The following is a 17,705-nucleotide window of genomic DNA, read 5'->3' as shown; positions in this document are numbered from 1 at the left end:
GCATGAAGCTTTTTCTGACCCGCCTGGCCTTGGCGGTCGGCCTGGCCGCGCCGGTATTGTTTGCCCACGCTGGTGATCAAGCCAAGCGCGGCGAATACCTCGCCCGCGCCGCTGACTGCATGGCCTGCCACACTGCACCGGGCGGCGCGCCGTTTGCCGGCGGCCTGCCGATTGTCTCGCCGTTTGGCACCATCTATGGCACCAATATCACGCCAAGCAAAGAACACGGCATCGGCTTGTACAGCGATGACGAGTTCTTCGCCGCGTTGACCGAAGGCAAGCGTCGCGACGGTGCGTACTTGTATCCGGCGATGCCCTACACCTCGTACCACCTGATGCCGCGTGAAGACTCGGACGCCATTCATGCGTACCTCAAAACCATCGAGCCGATCGAGCGCGCAGCGCCTGTGACGAGCCTGAGCTTTCCCTTCAACGTGCGCCTGGGCCTGATGGGCTGGAACGTGCTGTACGGCAAAGCGCTGAAACTGGAACCGGCCGAAGGCAAGAGCGAAGCCTGGAAGCGCGGCCAGTACATGGTCGAAGTGCTCGGCCACTGCGGCGAATGCCACACCCCACGTGGCCTGCCCGGTGCGATGGAGCTGGACAAGCGCCTGACCGGCGGCATCCTCAATGGCTATCTGGCGCCCAGCCTGCTCGCCACCGACCTGGCCGCGCGCGGCTGGAATGAGCAGGACCTGGCCACGTTCCTCAAGCATGGCATGAGCGCACAAGGGACGATGTTCAACGAGATGTTCCCGGTGTTCCACAACAGCACCCAGGGCCTGAGCGATACGGACCTGGCCGCGATGGCGACCTTCCTGCTCGGTGATAAACCGCCCGCAGCCAAGGCGCTGGTCGAAGTGCCGGTGGAACACCTTGGCCCGAGCGCTCAGCGCGGCCGCCAGGAATACCTGAACGTCTGTGCCGGTTGCCATGCCGCCGATGGTGAAGGCAAGCCGCACATCGCGGTGGCGATGCGCGGCAACACCACGCTGCGTCTGGAAGACCCGCGCAACCTGGTGCGGGTGATCGAGGACGGGATTGGCGAGCAGAAGTTCTCCGGGTTCGAGCACATGCAACCGATGCCGGGCTTCGCGGGAAAACTCAGCCCGGAACAACTCACCGATCTGATCAATTACCTGCGCCAAGGCTGGGGCGGGCAATCGGCGGAGCTGGCGGTGAGCGATGTGCAGAAGCTGCAGGCTGAGGCGCCGTCCATCGAGCACAAGGCGCACTGACATGCAGCATCTGGATCTGCAGGTGATACGACGGGCGCTGGCGTGGTCGGTGGCGGGGCAGCGCATTTGGCTCTGTACGGTGCTGGCCACCTACGGCTCGGCGCCGCGGGCGCCGGGTTCGCTGCTGGCGGTGAACGCCGCTGGGCAGTGGATTGGGTCGTTGTCGGGTGGTTGCGTCGAGGAAGACTTTCTCGAACGCGTCGCCGAAGGTGCGTTTTTCGCTGCGGTCAACGTGGTGCGCTACGGCGCAGGGGACGATCCGCGCTCGCGGGTCAGCCTGCCCTGCGGCGGCATTCTCGATGTATTGGTTGAGAAGTTCGAGCCTGACTGCGAGGTGCAGGCGCACCTGCGTGAAGTGGAGTCGGCGCTGCTCGGGCAGCGCCGCTTGATTCGCCAGGTCGACCTGGCCAGCGGGGCGCGCAGCCTGGTCGCTGATTGTGAGCAGGGCGCGCGCATCGAGCGTGACAGTGCGCGGGTGCGCATCCGCGTCGGTGCGGCTCAGCGTCTATTGCTGGCCGGGTACTCCAGCGTGGCGCAGGCGTGTGCCGAGTTTGCGGTCGGCCTTGGGTTTGAAGTGATTCTCTGCGACCCACGCGAGGAGGTGCTGGAAGGCGTGGTGCTCAATGGCGTGGAGATTCGTCGCCAGTTGCCGTCGGTGTTTATTGCCGACGGCGGCTGTCACCGTGATACGGCGGTGGTTGCGCTGACGCATGACCCGCGTATCGACGATCTGGCGATGATGGAAGCGGTGCGTACCGACGCGTTCTACATTGGCGTGATGGGGTCGTTGCAGACCTCGCAGAAGCGCTTTGAGCGACTGCGCCGCATCGGTGGGTTGGGGGAGCCTGAACTGGCGCGGATACACGCGCCCATCGGGCTTAACCTGGGGAGCAGGACGCCGTCGGAAATCGCGTTGGCGGTATTGGCGGATATCGTACGGATTCGTAGCGGGATTGCTCGCGACCAGCTCTGAGCGCATCTTTGCTTGAAGGCTTGATGTAAATGTGGCGAGGGAGCTTGCTCCCGCTGGAGTGCGTAGCGCTCCCAGGCTTTTGGGGCCGCTTCGCAGCCCAGCGGGAGCAAGCTCCCTCGCCACAGTCTGCCTGTGTTTACATCCCGAATTTATCCCGCAACCCGTAGTACCAAGCCCCCAGCGCCGCAAACGGCGTGCGCAACATTTGCCCACCCGGGAACGGGTAATGCGGCAGGCCCGCAAACGCATCAAAACGCTCAGCCTGACCTCGCAAGGCCTCCGCCAGTACTTTGCCTGCCAAGTGCGTATACGTCACGCCATGGCCGCTACAGCCCTGGGAGTAATAGATGTTGTCACCCAGGCGACCAACCTGCGGCAAGCGCGACAGGGTGAGCAGGAAATTGCCGGTCCAGGCGTAGTCGATCTTCACGTTCTTCAGTTGCGGAAATGCCTTGAGCATTTTCGGTCGGATGATCGCTTCGATATTCGCCGGGTCCCGCGCGCCATAGACCACGCCGCCGCCGAAGATCAGGCGCTTGTCGCTGGTGAGGCGGTAGTAGTCGAGCAGGTAGTTGCAGTCCTCGACACAGTAATCCTGGGGCAACAGCGTCTTGGCTACTTCATCGCCCAGTGGTGCCGTGGTGATCACTTGGGTACCGCACGGCATCGACTTGGCCGCCAGCTCCGGCACCAGGTTGCCCAGGTAAGCGTTCCCCGCGACGATAATGAACTTGGCTCTGATCCTGCCTTCAGCAGTGTGCACCACCGGATTGGCGCCGCGCTCAATGCGCACCGCTGCCGATTGCTCATAGATCGTGCCGCCCAGGGATTCCACAGCCGCGGCTTCACCGAGCGCCAGGTTGAGCGGGTGGATATGGCCACCGCTCATGTCCAGCAAACCCCCCACATAGTTGTCACAGGCCACCACCTCGCGGATGCGGCGCTCGTCCAGCAATTCCAGTTGCGTATGGCCGTAGCGCTCCCACAGACGCTTCTGCGACTCCAAGTGGCCCATGTGCTTGCTGTTGAGGGCGGCGAACACGCCACCGTCCTTCAAGTCGCACTGGATCTGGTACTTGGCCACGCGCTCACGGATGATCCTGCCGCCTTCAAACGCCATCTGCCCCAACAACTGCGCCTGCTGAGGCCCGACGCTGCGCTCGATCACGTCGATATCGCGGCTGTAACTGTTGACGATCTGCCCACCGTTGCGGCCCGAGGCACCAAAACCGACCTTGGCGGCTTCCAGCACCGTAACGCGAAAGCCGTTCTCCAGCAGAAACAGCGCACTGGAAAGCCCGGTATAGCCGGCCCCGATCACACACACATCGGTCTCGACTTCACCTTGCAACACAGGACGGGGCGGAACTGCATTCGCAGAAGCGGCGTAATACGACTGGGGGTAGGGGGTGTTCGCCATCCTGGAACCTCTGTTTTATATTTTTTACGAGTGCGCCGATCCTACCTGAGTTGAAAATTGCCTGCCAGCCACCCGAAAATCACGGGTGTACCCGGCGCAAATAAAAAATTCGCATATTCATAGGGTTAGCTGCAAAAAAGATGTTGACACCCCTTCGGAATTCCGTAGAATGCCGCCTCACAGCAGGCACGTAGCTCAGTTGGTTAGAGCACCACCTTGACATGGTGGGGGTCGTTGGTTCGAGTCCAATCGCGCCTACCAAACAAAATCCGCTCTGCTGGGCGGTCTAGAAGGGCTCACCGAAAGGTGGGCCCTTTTTTGTTGCCTGAAATTTGGGCAAAGGAAAGCCAAGACGCCGAGCGGCGTCCTTTCAGGGCTTGAATGTTCGATCAGGCGAACAGCGTCGCCACCGCCAGCAGGCAAATTACCTGGGCGAACAGCTGGCAGCGTATTTCGCCAAGCGTGGTCGCCATACTACTCATTTGTCCGGCATACATAGCGGGAACCCTCATTGTCGGCACGACGCCGTGGATGAACTCCAAGTACACACAGCTGCATCGTGGAGTATAGGCGCTGATCAGGAATTTTCCCTGCCGACGCCATAGCGAGTTCATCCTCGCGATATTTCCAAAAAAACTGCGCTGAATCTCTGCATGGCACCGTACCGCCCGAAGCCATCCCCCCACAAAAATTATTGGTTTGCAGCAACAATTTTTCTTGTTGGACACCCCCGGCCCCAGGCAGCAAAGTTGCGCCACTGACGCTCGACCTTCCAGGTCAACAATAAAAAACCGAGCCGACTGCACGCCACTTTCACGCTGTGAGCCCTTTGCCCACATCCTGCTGTAATGGCGCCGCAGCGCGCACTAAAGGACCTCCCCGCCATGCAAACTGTTGTGAACTTATGGCCGTTGATCGGCGTACTTGTCATCGTGGTCGGCTTTGTATTGCGCTTCAATCCGCTGTTGGTGGTCACCGCGGCCGCCATCGCCACCGGGCTTGCCGCCCAGTTCCCCCTGGAAAAAATTCTTGCCACCATGGGTGATGGCTTCCTTCAGACCCGTGCCTTGCAACTGATTCTGTTATTACCGCTGGCGGTGATTGGCCTGCTGGAACGCCATGGCCTCCGCCTGCATGCGCAGAACTGGATTGCACGCTTCGAACGCGCCACGGTCGGGCGCTTGCTGATCATTTATCTGTTTGTGCGTGAGTCCACGGCGGCCATGGGGTTGACCAGCCTGGGTGGGCATCCGCAGATGGTGCGGCCGCTGCTGGCGCCGATGGCCGAGGGCGCAGCGGAAAAACGCTATGGCAAGTTGCCGGATAAGCTGCGCCACAAGGTACTGGCCATGTGCGCTGCCACCGACAACGTCGGGTTGTTCTTTGGTGAGGACATCTTCGTGGCCTTTGGTGCGATTGCGTTGATGCACACCTTCCTGCTTGGCTCGGGGATTGATGTGGAGCCGCTGCACATTGCGGTGTGGGGCATCCCGACGGCGATCTGTGCCTTCATCATTCACGCTATCCGGCTGCATCGTTTCGACCGGCGCTTGAGCCGCGAAATGAGCTCGGCCACCGCTCCGGTGGAGGCTGCTCAATGATTATTTCCATTCAATACCTGTACTGGCTGGCGGGCGTGCTGTTGCTGGTCACCGCCGGCATGATCCTGCTCGACCGTTCCCACCCCAAGCGCTGGTCCAGTGCGCTGTTCTGGTTGTTGTTCGCCGTACCGTTCCTTATAGGCGAGCGCCTGCCTTCGGTGGTCATCGGAGTGGGTGTGGTGGTGATGGCATTGATTGCGGGCTTGGGCGGCGTTGGTCGTGGCCAGCATGCCGAATTGCACGACAAGGCGTCCCGCGCCAGTGCCGGGCGCCTGGGCCACAAATTGTTCATCCCGGCGTTGGCGATTCCGCTGACCACGGTGATTGGCTCAGTGTTGCTCAAACACACCGAAATCGGTGGTGTACCGCTGCTGGACCCGAAGAACACCACCTTTGTCTCCCTCGGCATCGGTTGCCTGATCGCCCTTGGCCTGGCCTGCTGGCTGACCCGGGATACGCCGGTACAAGCGTTACGCGAATCCCGTCGCCTGACCGAAGCCCTGGGCTGGGCCATGGTGCTTCCGCAAATGCTGGCGATGCTCGGGCTGTTGTTCAATGAGGCCGGGGTGGGCACGGCGGTCGCTCATGTCACCACCACCTACATCAACCTGGACTACAAGTTGGTGGCGGTGATGGTCTATGTGTTGGGCATGGCCTTGTTTACCGTGATCATGGGCAATGGTTTTGCGGCCTTTCCGGTGATGACCGGTGGCGTCGGCGTGCCGGTGCTGGTGGGGATTTACGGCGGCAATCCGGCGGTGATGGCGGCGATTGGTATGTTCTCTGGCTATTGCGGTACGTTGATGACGCCGATGGCGGCCAACTTCAATATCGTACCGGCGGCGCTACTGGAGCTGCCGGATAAAAATGCGGTGATCAAAGCCCAACTACCCACGGCGCTGATGATGCTGGTGGTCAATATCGTGCTGCTCTATCTGTTGATGTGAGGCCACTGTGCAAAACGTATTGCTGACGGGCTTCGAGCCCTTTGATAAGGCGGCGGTAAACCCCTCTTGGGAGGCCGTGCGCCAGTTGGACGGTGTGCAGCTGTGCGAGGGGGTGCAAATGGTTTCGCGTTGCTTGCCCTGCGCATTTGCCACCGCTGCCGAAACCTTGCTCCAGTTGATCAACGAACTGCGGCCGGCAATGGTCATCGCCACGGGCCTGGGGCCTGGGCGCAGTGATATTTCCGTCGAGCGCGTTGCGATCAACGTTAACGATGCGCGTATTCCCGACAATCTGGGGGCGCAGCCGATTGATATTGCGGTAGTGGATGGCGGCCCGGCGGCGTACTTCTCGACGTTGCCGATCAAGGGCATGGTCAAGGCGGTGCGTGAGGCGGGCATTGCGGCCTCGGTATCGCAGACGGCGGGGACGTTTGTGTGTAATCAGGTGTTTTATCGTTTGCAGCATGCCTTGGTGGGGACTGGGGTGCGCAGTGGGTTTATTCACGTACCTGGTTTGCCTGACGCGGGCGAGCATTCGATGTCGCTATCGACAATAGTCGAGGGGTTGCGTGTGGCGGCATTGGCAGCCTGGCAAACCCAGGTAGATATCGCCTTGAGTGGTGGTCAGGTGAGCTGACGGCAGACGCTGTTGTCTGTGTACGCTGTGTTGCGATTTCAACTACAGTTCAAGCACATATTTGCGTTGGGAAGTCGCCATGTTAAAGCGTACGAAGTTCGTGTCGGTTGCGTTGTCCCTTGCACTGTCCGTGACCAGTGGCCTTGCCCTTGCAGATCCAGGCAATGGCAAAGGCCAGGGTAACAATAAAGGTGATGTCTACGGTGGGCAGGGCAAAGGCCAAGGCAATAGCAAGGGTGATGCCTATGGTGGGCAGGACAACGGCAAAGGTCACGGTAATAACAAAGGTAATGCCCAGGGTGGGCACGGTAAGGGCAAGGACAATGGCGGGCCCTCCAGGAATGACTTCAGCGTTGATCGCGGTCTTGTACTGAACGTGCTGGGCGGTCACCGCGATTATTGGCGCCCTGGCCCGGCCTTGCCGCCTGGCATTCAGAAAAACCTGGCACGCGGCAAGCCCCTGCCGCCCGGTATTGCCAAGAAGCTGGACGGCCGCTTGCTGGGGCAGTTGCCTCGCTACGACGGTTACGAGTGGCAGCAAGCGGGAACCGACTTGATATTGGTGGCCATTGCGACCGGTATCATCTACGAAGTTCTGAACGGCGCGTTTGATTGAGTCGCAGCGCCCTCAGGCTTCACGGCCGGGGAAAAACAACTCAAAACAGGTCACGCCATCTTCACTGCTTACACGGTACCGCCCGTTATGCAGCTGCATGATGGTCGCCACGATCGAGAGTCCCAGGCCGTTGGACTGGGCTGACCGCTCGCGGGATTCATCCACCCGGTAGAACCGTTCGAACAGCCGCGGCAGGTGCTCGGCCGGGATCGTCTGGCCGTGGTTACTGACCCTCAGGTTGATGCCCGCGCCATCCGGCACTGCCTGGATACTCAGTTCCGAGCCCGGCGCGCCATATTTGATGGCGTTGGCGCACAGGTTGGCCAAGGCACGGCGCAGCAACATCGGCTCAGCCCAGATCACCCCTTCGCCCAAGGCGGTGATGTGCATGTCCGCATCACCGGCCAGCCCCTCGAAGTAATCCGCGATGCGTTCCACTTCATCCGCTGCGTCCAGCGCCTGGCGTTGGCGCAGTGCGCTGGCGGGGTCGGTGCGGGCCAGGAACAGCATGTTGTCGAGCATTCGCGCCAGGCGTTCCAGCTCTTCGACATTGGAGGCCAGCAGTTGCTGGTAGCTCTCGATGCTGCGCTGCTGCTGCAGGGCAACCTGGGTTTCGCCGAGCAGGTTGTTGATCGGGGTGCGCAGTTCATGGGCCATGTCGGTGGACACTTGGCCCAGTTGTACAAAGCCTTTGGCCAGGCGTTCAAGCATGGTGTTGAACGAGTCGATCATGGGCAGCAATTCTTTCGGTGTGCCGTGGCTGTCGAGCCGTTCGGCCAGGTTGCTGACGCCGATCCCTTGGGCATGCCGGGCCAGGCGGCGCAATGGCAGCAAGCCGCGATGAACCAGCAGGTAACCCACCAGCGCCAGGATGATCGCGGCGATACTCGCCAGGATGTATACGCTGAGTCGATAACTGGCGAGCACCGCGGTGCGCTCGGTCATCAGGCGGCCGCTGGTGATTTGCAGGCTGCCCAGGTCGCCGGAGTCGATAGCCACGGCCACCAGCGAGAAGGGAATACCGTTCAGGCCTGGCAAATGTTGCACGTCGCTCAACATGAGTTTGTGATCCTTGGGCAGCGGCTGGATCGACGGCAACTCAATATTCCCCGGGTTTACCAGCAGCAGTGGCTGTTTGTCGGGGGCGGCAATGCTCAGCACGGATTCGCGGTTGCCCAACATGTTCTGGAACAGCTCTGGCTTGGTCTTGATCAGGTCCAGGGTATTGCTGTCGTTGAGCAGGTTGCGTAACTGGTCCACCCGGGATATCAGCGCGGCGTCATCGCGGCGGATCAGTTCGCGCTCCAGTTCCCGGTACAGCGCCACGCCCAGGGTGGCCAGCAAGGCGAAGGCGAGCAGGGCGAAGATCAACGCCAGGCGCAGGGTCAGGGAGTAAGGGTGTTGACGGTTCATGGCTGGGTATCGAAGCGGTAGCCAATGCCCCGCACGCTGTGGATCAGCTTGAGCTGGAACGGGTCGTCGATTTTCAGGCGCAGGCGGCGCACGGCGACATCCACCACATTAGTGTCGCTGTCGAAGTTCATGTCCCATACCCGCGAAGCAATCAGCGAGCGGGACAGCACCTGGTCCTGGTGCGTCGCGAACAGATGCAGCAGGGCGAACTCTTTGTTGGTCAGGGTAATGCGCGTGCCGGCGCGGGTGACCCGACGTTTGAGTACGTCAATGTGCAGGTCGGCGATTTGCAGTTGCTCTTCATCCCGGCTCGGACCACGACGGTTGAGGGTACGCAGGCGCGCCACCAGTTCGGCGAACGAAAAGGGCTTGATCAGGTAGTCATCGGCACCCAGCTCAAGGCCTTTGATGCGGTCGGCGATGTCATCGCGGGCGGTGAGGAACAGCACCGGCGTATCGGCTTCTTTGCGCAGGCGGCGCAGCACTTCCCAGCCATCCATTTTCGGCATCATCACGTCCAGTACGACCACGTCGAACGGCGTTTCAAGGGCCTGGTGCAAGCCGTCCACGCCATCGCGGGCCAGGCTTACGCAATGCCCCAGCTCCTGCAGGCCATTGAGCAGATAATTACCGGCCTTGGGTTCGTCTTCGACTACGAGGATGTTCATGGAAGGTGCTCTGCTCCAATAAGTTGCGCCAGTGTAGCCCGATCAATTGTCATTGGCGCAACCGGTGCCCTGGACTTGGTAATCCAGCACATGTTCGCGGTCTTGGTGGTCCAGGTAGCGCAGTTGCGCCGGCACAACCCCGCATTGGCCGTAGGTGTCGGTGCTCGACAGCACCTTGGCGACATCCAGGTGCACGAAGAAGCCGGTTTTATCGTGGATCACGTGGGTGGCGGGGGCGGTGTCGGCAGCGAATACCGAGCCAGTGGCAAGCAAAGCGGCGAAGCCTAAGGCGAAGAGTTTCATGGTGGTGTCTCACGTTCCGGGTGGGTAGTGAGCTCACGGTAACCAGGCGACCCCAACAGCCAACCAACAGGATCATGACAAGTTCGTCATTTTTTACTTGGAGGTGACGGGCCAGGACTCGGCGTTTACAAGCGTCGAGGTGATCCGTAGATTGCAGGGCCCAGCCCATGAGGAAGCCGCGCAGTGTCCAGCCCAACTCCAAATGTATTTACCCGGCGTTACCGCGCCTTTCTGTTCGATATGGACGGGACCCTGCTCAACTCCATTGCCGCTGCGGAGCGCGTCTGGGGCATCTGGGCTGCACGGCATGGCTTGGATGTGGAAGCGTTTCTGCACACCATTCATGGTGCCCGTGCGATTGATACGATCACCCGCCAGGCATTGGCGGGCGTCGATCCACAGATAGAAGCCCAATGGATCACCGAGGCTGAGCTGGACGATGTCGAAGGCATCGTGGCGATTCCCGGCGCGGTGGCGTTTTTGGCGAGCCTACCCGTCGATCAATGGGCGTTGGTCACCTCAGCGCCAAAGGCATTGGCCGTGCGCCGGCTGCAAGCAGCGGGCATCCCCGTGCCGGCGGTACTGGTGACAGCCGAAGATGTGAATACGGGCAAGCCCGATCCGGCCTGTTATGTGCTGGGTGCTCGGCGCCTGGGCGTGCCGGTGCAGGACTGCCTGGTGTTCGAGGACGCCACAGTGGGTATTCAGGCTGGGGAAGCGGCGGGGGCGGATATCATGGTGGTGACCTCGACACACGTGGCGCCGATGGTGACCGCCCATGCTTGCATCGAGCAATACGGTGCATTGAAAGCCGAGCGTGGGGCTGATGGCTTGCTGTCCTTAAGTTCGTTGGCGCCATGATACGTGGAAGGCCGAGCCCGTCACCGGTCTCGGCCTTCCATGCAGTCGATGGGATCGGACAGTGCCTGCAGTCGGCTGTTTTTCATCCCCTGGCGCGACACCACCATTTCCCTGAGTATCTCGGTGGCGAGCCGGTTGATGGCTTCTGTACCGTGATAATGCGCGCGCACGATGCCGGTAATCGCGAAGTGATCGGTTCCCGGGCCGCTGAGAACGGCTGAGAGAGTACCGTCGGCATGCAGCGTGCACTCAACGGTATAGCTGGGCAGGCGCGCTGCCAGTGCTGACTCGATCTGGGCTTTACTGAGGGTATCCATCTGTATCTGCACCTTTGACTGACTGCGCAAGCCCAATGATAGGTGGTGCGGCGGCGCTGTAAATACCGGCGATCCGATAACAGGTAAACGCCCTCAACGTGCGGTTTTTCCATGGGTGCGATGAGCGGCGCGCTGACGCAGCTTGCGCAAGATCACCTTCTGGATGGGCTTGAGGCAGAACGCAAGCAGGTAGCCACAGAGCAGAAGCGCAAGATCCAACCAGGAATGGGCGTCGGGATCGGCCCCTTCCACTTCCATTCTCAAGCAGCACCCGAGTGCCACGAAGACCAGCCCTATCAGCAGGGCGATCATCCAGGATCTTGAAACAAGCGGTTGCGACGCGGCTGGCCTCATCGACGTGTTCCCGAAATGCACTCGGACGGCAGGATAAAGTGTCAGAAGTTGGGCTGCCAATAGCGCGACAAGTTCCGGATGCCCTGACAGTTTCATCTTGCAGCGAAGGAAGGGCTCAACGTGCGCTGGTCACCCGGGAAGCGCGAACAGGCCAATTGGGTTTTCGCCAGCCGTTACAGTGAACGAAAAGGCTGGCTACTGGAGGCGTTTCAAGGCGTCTGGTTTTTGTCAGGTGCAGTCAGGCCGGCCTGGATACGCTGGTAAATCTCCTCGCGATGCACGGCAACATCCTTAGGTGCGTTGATGCCGATTCGTACTTGCTGGCCGCTAACGCCCAGGATGGTGATCGTAATGTCATCACCGATGTTTATGCTTTCACCGACTTTGCGGGTGAGTATAAGCATGGACTTCTCCTTGAATTACTTTTAAGGACACATGTTTCAGACAGGGTAGGTGTCGGATGTGTGTAGCTTACTGCGAAGCGCTTCCCTGTGACTGCCTCTTTCTAGGACGCATAGAGGCGACATTAATTCCCATGGCGGTATCATACAGGTCGCGATACATGATTCGCATTGTTTAAGCCAACGTTTATGACGGCCAGAATAGACAGTGAATGGTAAAGTTGCCTCTTTGATCCTCAAAGGAGCAGGGCAGTGCGTAAAGTAGCGATGGCAATTGTGGTGTTGGCGTTGGCCGGATGCGGTGAAGGTAAGTCGGTCGACGCCCCCAAGGCCAAGCCTGCCGTGACCGAAAGCCTGCCGCAAACCGGTGCGATTGCCGCTCAGGAATGGGATATACGGGTCGGCCCGCCGGACCATAAGCTGCAGGCGATCACCGACCTGACCGCCTGGTTGCTGGAGCACGGGTTCAATTTCTACATTGTGAAAGTCGACGGCAAGGATGAGGTGCTATTGGGGCCGTTCGCGACCAAAGCCGAGGCCGAAGCCAAGCAGGCGCTGCTAAACGAAAAAATGGCGCGGGCCAAGAAAAACGACACCGTGTCGGAGATTATCGAACACCAGGCTGCGCAGTAGCAGGTGAAGTGGGCGGGCACCCCGCCCACAGTCAGCCGCAGGCCTTGAGGTTGACCGGGCCGACGAATTCATTACCACGTCCCATCACGCACGCCACTGTCTGGTTGCGCTGGCGCTCCCAGGTTTGCACCGGATAGGTCTTGTTCCAGGCTTCATACAATTGCCGGTCCTGCTTCGACAGGCGCAGGCCATACTGCTTGCTCATATAAAAATACGTGCGTGCGATCATCCCGCGAATGGACGGGCGCGGCATGACTTTCTTCGCCTTGAAGTCCACCTGGGTCAGGCATGAGCCGTACTGCCCGCTTTGCACCGGCAGCCAGCCAAAACTGAAGTTGTTACGGTCACCATTCACTTCGCCGATGCTCGGCACCAGGTTGTGCAGGTCTGCCTCGGCGCGCTTGAACACCTCATCATGGCGCGTGCAGTTTTTTCGCCCGCCATTTTGCCAGCATTGGCGCTGATGTCCGATTTGCCAAGCCGGCACGATGTGTTCCCACTCAATGCGTGCAGCGCGGTTGGCGTTTTTGCGGGGGATGTAACCGCAGGCTTTCAGGTTCACCCGGTTACCGGTGTATTTGCAGCCGCAATAAAATTCGGTGGATTGCGGCGCGTAGAGCTTCCAGGCGATCTTCTTGGCTTCGCTGAAGGTGCGAGGGGCTTGGGCGTTGGCGGTGAAGGTTAAAAACAGACAGCACACAGCAATAAAACGGGCACTCACAATCAATCTTCCTTCGGCACAACCCAAAAAATCTGCACGCCACCGTCGTCCCGATAGGCGAGGGTGACGTTGTCATTTTCTGCAATCTCTTCCAGTAAACGTTGCCAATCGTTCTCCGGTTCCTCGGGTAAACGGAAGATCAACGCCGCCTTGGTTTTCTGCGCGTTGGTCGAATTGATGATTTTTTGCACGCGGATAGCCAGGCGCTGATAGGCGTCAGGCGCTGCAGGTGCTGCGGAAGAGGGCTTTGCCACAGAGCATTCCTTAATTGGCTGTACGCACATACAGTATTTAACTGTAGGCAATTTCGCAACTGCTTAAATTTCAAGAAGTTCGTCTGACAGCGAATCAGGGAGTTTGTTGAAGTTCGGGGGGAGAGGGGCTGAATGTGGCGAGGGAGCTTGCTCCCGCTCGGGTGCGTAGCGCCCGCAAGTATTTTGGGCGCTTCGCAGCCCAGCGGGAGCAAGCTCCCTCGCCACAAAAGCATCTTTCTACAGATGAATCAGCAGGGATTAGTATTCCCAGAAGATCCGTTGCAGTTCCTTGCTGTCCTGGGTCTTGGTCAGGGCGACCATGGCCAGGATGCGGGCTTTCTGCGGGTTCAGGTCAAGGGCGGCGACCCAGTCGTATTTGTCGTCTGGCTGTTCGGCGTTACGCAGAACCATGCCACCGGCGTTGACGTGGGAAGAGCGAATGATCTGCACGCCTTGTTTACGCAATTCCACCAGCGCTGGAACGACCTTGGACGATACTGACCCATTGCCGGTACCGGCGTGAATGATCGCTTTGGCGCCCGCTTGGGCCAATGCCTTGTAGGCAGTGTCGCTCACGTTGCCATAGCCGTAGGCAATTTCAACGTCAGGCAGGCTTTTGATGGTCTTGATGTCGAACTCAGAATCCATGGTGTGACGCTTGGCCGGCAGGCGGAACCAGTAGGATTTACCCTCGACGACCATGCCCAGCGGGCCCCATGGGCTCTTGAACGCTTCGGTCTTGATGTTGATCATCTTGCTGACGTCGCGGCCAGATTGGATCTCGTCGTTCATGGTCACCAGCACGCCTTTGCCCCGTGCATCCTTGCTGCCCGCTACCGCAACCGCGTTGTAAAGGTTGAGCATGCCGTCCGCCGACATGGCGGTGCCTGGGCGCATGGAGCCGACCACCACGATAGGCTTGTCGGTTTTTTCCACCAGGTTCAGGAAGTAGGCGGTTTCTTCAAGGGTGTCGGTGCCGTGGGTGATCACGATGCCGTCCACGTCCTTGTTGTCGGCCAATTCGGCGACACGGCGACCCAGTTGCAGAAGGTTTTCGTTATTGATGCTTTCCGACGCAATTTGCATCACTTGTTCGCCGCGAACATTGGCGATCTGGCTAAGCTCAGGAACGCCGGCGATCAGTTGTTCGATGCCGACTTTGGCCGCCTGGTAGGTGGCACTGTTGGCCGCACTGGCGCCGGCGCCAGCGATGGTACCGCCGGTGGCGAGGATGACTACGTTGGACAGTTTGGTCTTGCTTTCGACTTCCTTTGCCTGGGCGGCAACGGGGAACAGCAGCAGAAGGGCCAGGGCGCCCGGAATGACGTTCTTCAATGCAGATTTCATTATTTTTCTCTCTGGTTTTTGATGAGTGCTGTAGCAGGTTCATCTAGAACACCCGGGCGGTTCTGAACGCCGCGAGGTGCTGAGAAAGAGCAGGATTTGTACCAGACTGAGCATGTTGGTTTTTATAAATTAACTTATTGATTTAAAACAACTTAACCTAAGATTTTAGTTTCATGGGGCTTGGCGCTGTCCGGCTTTCCGAACGCGAAGGGTTGTGGTGTTCGGTTGTCCGAAAGCGATCACGATATGTCCGAGCGCTGTGGTCGATCATTCGCAGTGCAGTCTGTCGTTTCAGCGAACGGCAGAAACGGCGAGCTGGCTTAAACGTATCAGCGGTCGGTGGCTCAAGGGAGAGCTTGGAGGGCGCCAATGAAAGGCTTGCTGCTACCGTTGACAAATCTCGACAAGGTTCTCATAGTTTGCTCAACGCAAACGTTTGCGAGATGTTTCACTGCGCCCTTGGCGCATCGTGACAGCTCGTATCAGCCGCCCAGGTGGGAGGGCTGCCGAAGGGCTCTTCGGTGCAGGCGTTGCTCACAATAATCATAAGATCGGAGTGAACCCATGAAGCTGCCATTTGCTGGACGTCTTCTTGCTGTTGCTGTGCTTGCTGCCGCATCCGCCGCTTTGCCTCTCTCTTCTGCATTTGCCGATGACGCTGCCAAAACGCCTACCGTGGGTTTGGTCATGAAGTCCCTTGCCAATGAGTTTTTCGTCACCATGACCGACGGTGCGAAGGATTACCAGAAAGCGCACCCAACAGAATTCAAGTTGATCTCCAACGGCATCAAGAACGAAACCGATACCAGCGCGCAGATCGCCATTGTCAACGAAATGATCAACGCCAAGGTTGATGCGCTTGTCATTGCTCCCGCCGACTCCAAGGCACTCGCCAGTGTGCTGAAAAAGGCTTCCGATGCCGGTATCAAGGTGGTCAACATCGACAATCGCCTGGACCCGGAAGTACTCAAAAGCAAAAACCTCGATATTCCGTTTGTAGGCCCGGATAACCGCAAAGGCTCCAAGCTGGTGGGCGACTACCTGGCCAAGCAACTGGCCGCCGGTGACAAGGTCGGCATCATCGAGGGCGTACCCACTACCACCAATGCCCAGCAGCGCACCGCAGGCTTCAAGGATGCGATGGACGCGGCAGGCATGAAGATTGTTTCCACCCAATCCGGTAACTGGGAAATCGACCAAGGCAACAAAATCGCGGCAGCGATGCTGAGCGAAACGCCGGATATCAAGGCGCTGTTGGCCGGTAACGACAACATGGCCCTGGGCGCTGTTTCCGCCGTGCGTGCGGCAGGCAAGGCCGGCAAGGTGTTGGTGGTAGGTTACGACAACATTGACGCGATCAAGCCAATGCTCAAGGACGGCCGCGTGTTGGCCACCGCTGACCAGGCCGCCGCCCAGCAAGCCGTGTTCGGTATCCAGAACGCGCTGAAGCTGGTCAAGGGTGAGAAAGTCGATGCCAAAGATGGCGTGATCGAAACCCCGGTCGAACTCGTCATCAAGCAGTAATCCTGGCAGTACCCAACAGCGCCCGCTCGTCCTGAGCGGGCGCCTGGAGATTTTCCTATGTCATCTTCCGCCCCGAACGCTGTCCTCTCGGTCAGCGGTATCGGTAAGACCTATGCCCAACCGGTTCTGTCCGACATCACCCTGACGCTCAATCGCGGGGAAGTGTTGGCGCTGACCGGTGAGAACGGCGCAGGCAAAAGTACCTTGTCGAAGATCATCGGCGGCCTGGTCACGCCCACCACCGGGCACATGCAATTCAACGGTCAGGATTATCGCCCCGCCAGCCGCACCCAGGCCGAAGCCTTGGGCGTGCGCATGGTCATGCAGGAACTCAACCTGCTGCCGACGCTGACCGTGGCTGAAAACCTGTTCCTGGATAACCTGCCGAGCCGCTGTGGCTGGATCAGCCGCAAACAATTGCGCAAAGCCGCGATCGAAGCCATGGCCCAAGTCGGCCTGGACGCGATCGACCCGGACACACTGGTAGGCAGCCTGGGCATTGGTCACCAGCAAATGGTCGAGATCGCTCGTAACCTGATCGGCGACTGCCATGTATTGATCCTCGACGAGCCCACGGCGATGCTTACTGCTCGTGAAGTCGAGATGCTGTTTGAACAAATCACGCGCCTGCAGGCTCGAGGCGTGGCGATCATTTATATTTCGCACCGGCTCGAAGAGTTGGCCCGTGTCGCCCAGCGCATTGCGGTATTGCGCGACGGCAAGCTGGTCTGCGTCGAGCCGATGGCCAATTACAACAGTGAGCAGTTAGTGACCTTGATGGTCGGTCGCGAACTGGGTGAACACATCGATTTGGGCCCGCGCACCATCGGAGGTCCGGCCTTGACCGTGACGGGCCTGACCCGTTCGGACAAGGTCCGCGATGTGTCCTTTGAAGTGCGCGCCGGTGAAATCTTTGGCATTTCCGGCCTGATCGGCGCCGGTCGCACCGAATTGCTGCGCCTGATTTTCGGCGCCGACCCGGCCGATAGCGGCACCGTGGCCTTGGGTTCGCCGGCCAAGGTGGTGAGCATTCGCTCGCCGGTCGACGCGGTCGGTCATGGTATTGCCCTGATCACCGAAGACCGCAAGGGCGAAGGCCTGCTGCTGACCCAGTCCATCAGCGCCAACATCGCCTTGGGCAACATGCCGGAAATTTCCGGCGGGGGCGTCGTCAACAGCCGTAACGAAACCGCTCTGGCCAAGCGCCAGATCGACGCCATGCGAATCCGCAGTTCCAGCCCGACGCAACTGGTGTCCGAGCTGTCGGGTGGTAACCAGCAGAAGGTGGTGATTGGCCGCTGGCTGGAGCGCGACTGCGCAGTAATGCTGTTCGATGAGCCCACCCGCGGTATCGACGTCGGTGCCAAGTTCGATATCTATGCCTTGCTCGGTGAATTGACCCGCCAGGGCAAAGCGCTGGTGGTGGTGTCCAGTGACCTGCGTGAGCTGATGCTGATCTGTGACCGCATCGGTGTGC

General features: G+C 59.6%; 20 protein-coding genes and 1 tRNA gene. 11 read left to right on the top strand and 10 right to left on the bottom strand.

All coding sequences use genetic code 11. The features are described from left to right. Nucleotides 1-2 precede the first annotated feature (2 nt). Both APH41_RS26485 and APH41_RS26480 read left to right on the top strand, forming a co-directional pair. Entirely contained in the window at nt 3-1,238 is a 1,236-nt protein-coding gene (locus APH41_RS26485) for a cytochrome c (protein ID WP_054922412.1), read from the top strand. A gap of 1 nt (nt 1,239) precedes the next feature. After that, entirely contained in the window at nt 1,240-2,211 is a 972-nt protein-coding gene (locus APH41_RS26480) for an XdhC family protein (protein ID WP_054922410.1), read from the top strand. Between the two features lie 136 nt (nt 2,212-2,347). Here the strand turns inward: APH41_RS26480 and APH41_RS26475 are convergent, their stop codons facing one another. Beyond that, entirely contained in the window at nt 2,348-3,631 is a 1,284-nt protein-coding gene (locus tag APH41_RS26475) for an FAD-binding oxidoreductase (protein ID WP_014719144.1), read from the bottom strand. A 184-nt stretch (nt 3,632-3,815) separates the two neighbouring features. Here APH41_RS26475 and APH41_RS26470 point away from each other — a divergent pair. From APH41_RS26470 to APH41_RS26445, 5 genes are all read left to right on the top strand, one after another. Continuing rightward, nucleotides 3,816-3,892: transfer RNA gene (locus APH41_RS26470), tRNA-Val, on the top strand. Between the two features lie 623 nt (nt 3,893-4,515). Beyond that, on the top strand, nt 4,516-5,232 hold the full coding sequence (locus tag APH41_RS26460) for a DUF969 domain-containing protein (protein WP_054922407.1): 717 nt from the start codon (nt 4,516-4,518) through the stop codon (nt 5,230-5,232). Continuing rightward, nucleotides 5,229-6,179, top strand: coding sequence for a DUF979 domain-containing protein (locus APH41_RS26455; RefSeq protein WP_054922404.1), 951 nt, complete (start codon nt 5,229-5,231; stop codon nt 6,177-6,179). The genes APH41_RS26460 and APH41_RS26455 overlap by 4 nt, the downstream gene beginning before the upstream one ends. A 7-nt stretch (nt 6,180-6,186) precedes the next feature. After that, nucleotides 6,187-6,816 carry a pyroglutamyl-peptidase I gene (pcp, locus tag APH41_RS26450; protein WP_054898331.1) on the top strand — a complete coding sequence of 210 codons (630 nt, stop codon included), beginning with the start codon at nt 6,187-6,189 and terminating at the stop codon, nt 6,814-6,816. A 79-nt stretch (nt 6,817-6,895) separates the two neighbouring features. Continuing rightward, nucleotides 6,896-7,432 (top strand): anti-virulence regulator CigR family protein, encoded by a 537-nt coding sequence (locus APH41_RS26445; protein WP_054922402.1) that lies wholly within the window; start codon nt 6,896-6,898, stop codon nt 7,430-7,432. A 12-nt stretch (nt 7,433-7,444) separates the two neighbouring features. Here APH41_RS26445 and APH41_RS26440 read toward each other — a convergent pair whose 3' ends face one another. From APH41_RS26440 to APH41_RS26430, 3 genes are read right to left on the bottom strand one after another with little or no spacing between them, the layout of a single operon-like run. Continuing rightward, entirely contained in the window at nt 7,445-8,845 is a 1,401-nt protein-coding gene (locus APH41_RS26440; RefSeq protein ID WP_054922399.1) for a heavy metal sensor histidine kinase, read from the bottom strand. Continuing rightward, nucleotides 8,842-9,513, bottom strand: coding sequence for a heavy metal response regulator transcription factor (locus tag APH41_RS26435; protein WP_054922397.1), 672 nt, complete (start codon nt 9,511-9,513; stop codon nt 8,842-8,844). Before APH41_RS26435 ends, APH41_RS26440 begins: the two co-directional genes overlap by 4 nt. Nucleotides 9,514-9,555: 42 nt before the next feature. Then, nucleotides 9,556-9,816 carry a DUF2790 domain-containing protein gene (locus APH41_RS26430; RefSeq protein ID WP_054922395.1) on the bottom strand — a complete coding sequence of 87 codons (261 nt, stop codon included), beginning with the start codon at nt 9,814-9,816 and terminating at the stop codon, nt 9,556-9,558. Nucleotides 9,817-10,056: 240 nt separating this feature from the next. Here APH41_RS26430 and APH41_RS26425 point away from each other — a divergent pair, with 240 nt between their 5' ends. Then, nucleotides 10,057-10,677 carry an HAD-IA family hydrolase gene (locus tag APH41_RS26425; RefSeq protein WP_371262646.1) on the top strand — a complete coding sequence of 207 codons (621 nt, stop codon included), beginning with the start codon at nt 10,057-10,059 and terminating at the stop codon, nt 10,675-10,677. Nucleotides 10,678-10,697: 20 nt separating this feature from the next. Here the strand turns inward: APH41_RS26425 and APH41_RS26420 are convergent, their stop codons facing one another. From APH41_RS26420 to csrA, 3 genes are all read right to left on the bottom strand, one after another. Further along, nucleotides 10,698-10,994, bottom strand: coding sequence for a hypothetical protein (locus tag APH41_RS26420; protein ID WP_054898326.1), 297 nt, complete (start codon nt 10,992-10,994; stop codon nt 10,698-10,700). Nucleotides 10,995-11,087: 93 nt separating this feature from the next. After that, on the bottom strand, nt 11,088-11,348 hold the full coding sequence (locus tag APH41_RS26415) for a hypothetical protein (RefSeq protein WP_054898325.1): 261 nt from the start codon (nt 11,346-11,348) through the stop codon (nt 11,088-11,090). 209 nt (nt 11,349-11,557) lie between these two features. Then, entirely contained in the window at nt 11,558-11,752 is a 195-nt protein-coding gene (csrA, locus tag APH41_RS26410; protein WP_003192511.1) for a carbon storage regulator CsrA, read from the bottom strand. Nucleotides 11,753-12,016: 264 nt separating this feature from the next. Between csrA and APH41_RS26405 the strand changes: the two genes are divergently transcribed. Continuing rightward, entirely contained in the window at nt 12,017-12,382 is a 366-nt protein-coding gene (locus tag APH41_RS26405; protein WP_034128243.1) for an SPOR domain-containing protein, read from the top strand. Between the two features lie 31 nt (nt 12,383-12,413). Here the strand turns inward: APH41_RS26405 and APH41_RS26400 are convergent, their stop codons facing one another. From APH41_RS26400 to APH41_RS26390, 3 genes are all read right to left on the bottom strand, one after another. Beyond that, the gene (locus APH41_RS26400; protein WP_052199994.1) at nt 12,414-13,103 is read right to left on the bottom strand and encodes an endonuclease; all 690 of its coding nucleotides are present in this window, start codon (nt 13,101-13,103) and stop codon (nt 12,414-12,416) included. Between the two features lie 2 nt (nt 13,104-13,105). Continuing rightward, nucleotides 13,106-13,357, bottom strand: a complete 252-nt coding sequence (locus APH41_RS26395; RefSeq protein ID WP_082423443.1) for a DUF1654 domain-containing protein — start codon at nt 13,355-13,357, stop codon at nt 13,106-13,108. Nucleotides 13,358-13,615: 258 nt separating this feature from the next. Then, entirely contained in the window at nt 13,616-14,704 is a 1,089-nt protein-coding gene (locus APH41_RS26390) for an asparaginase (RefSeq protein WP_054922390.1), read from the bottom strand. Between the two features lie 564 nt (nt 14,705-15,268). Between APH41_RS26390 and APH41_RS26385 the strand changes: the two genes are divergently transcribed. Together APH41_RS26385 and APH41_RS26380 are read left to right on the top strand one after the other, a co-directional pair. Then, nucleotides 15,269-16,228, top strand: coding sequence for a sugar ABC transporter substrate-binding protein (locus APH41_RS26385; RefSeq protein WP_003192504.1), 960 nt, complete (start codon nt 15,269-15,271; stop codon nt 16,226-16,228). 57 nt (nt 16,229-16,285) lie between these two features. After that, on the top strand, nt 16,286-17,705 hold a 1,420-nt coding region (locus tag APH41_RS26380), incomplete at its 3' end, for a sugar ABC transporter ATP-binding protein (protein ID WP_054922388.1).

It is taken from the genome of Pseudomonas sp. NBRC 111138 (genome assembly GCF_001320835.1).
Lineage (GTDB): Bacteria > Pseudomonadota > Gammaproteobacteria > Pseudomonadales > Pseudomonadaceae > Aquipseudomonas > Aquipseudomonas paracarnis.
This window is presented reverse-complemented; position numbering and strand designations above follow the sequence as displayed.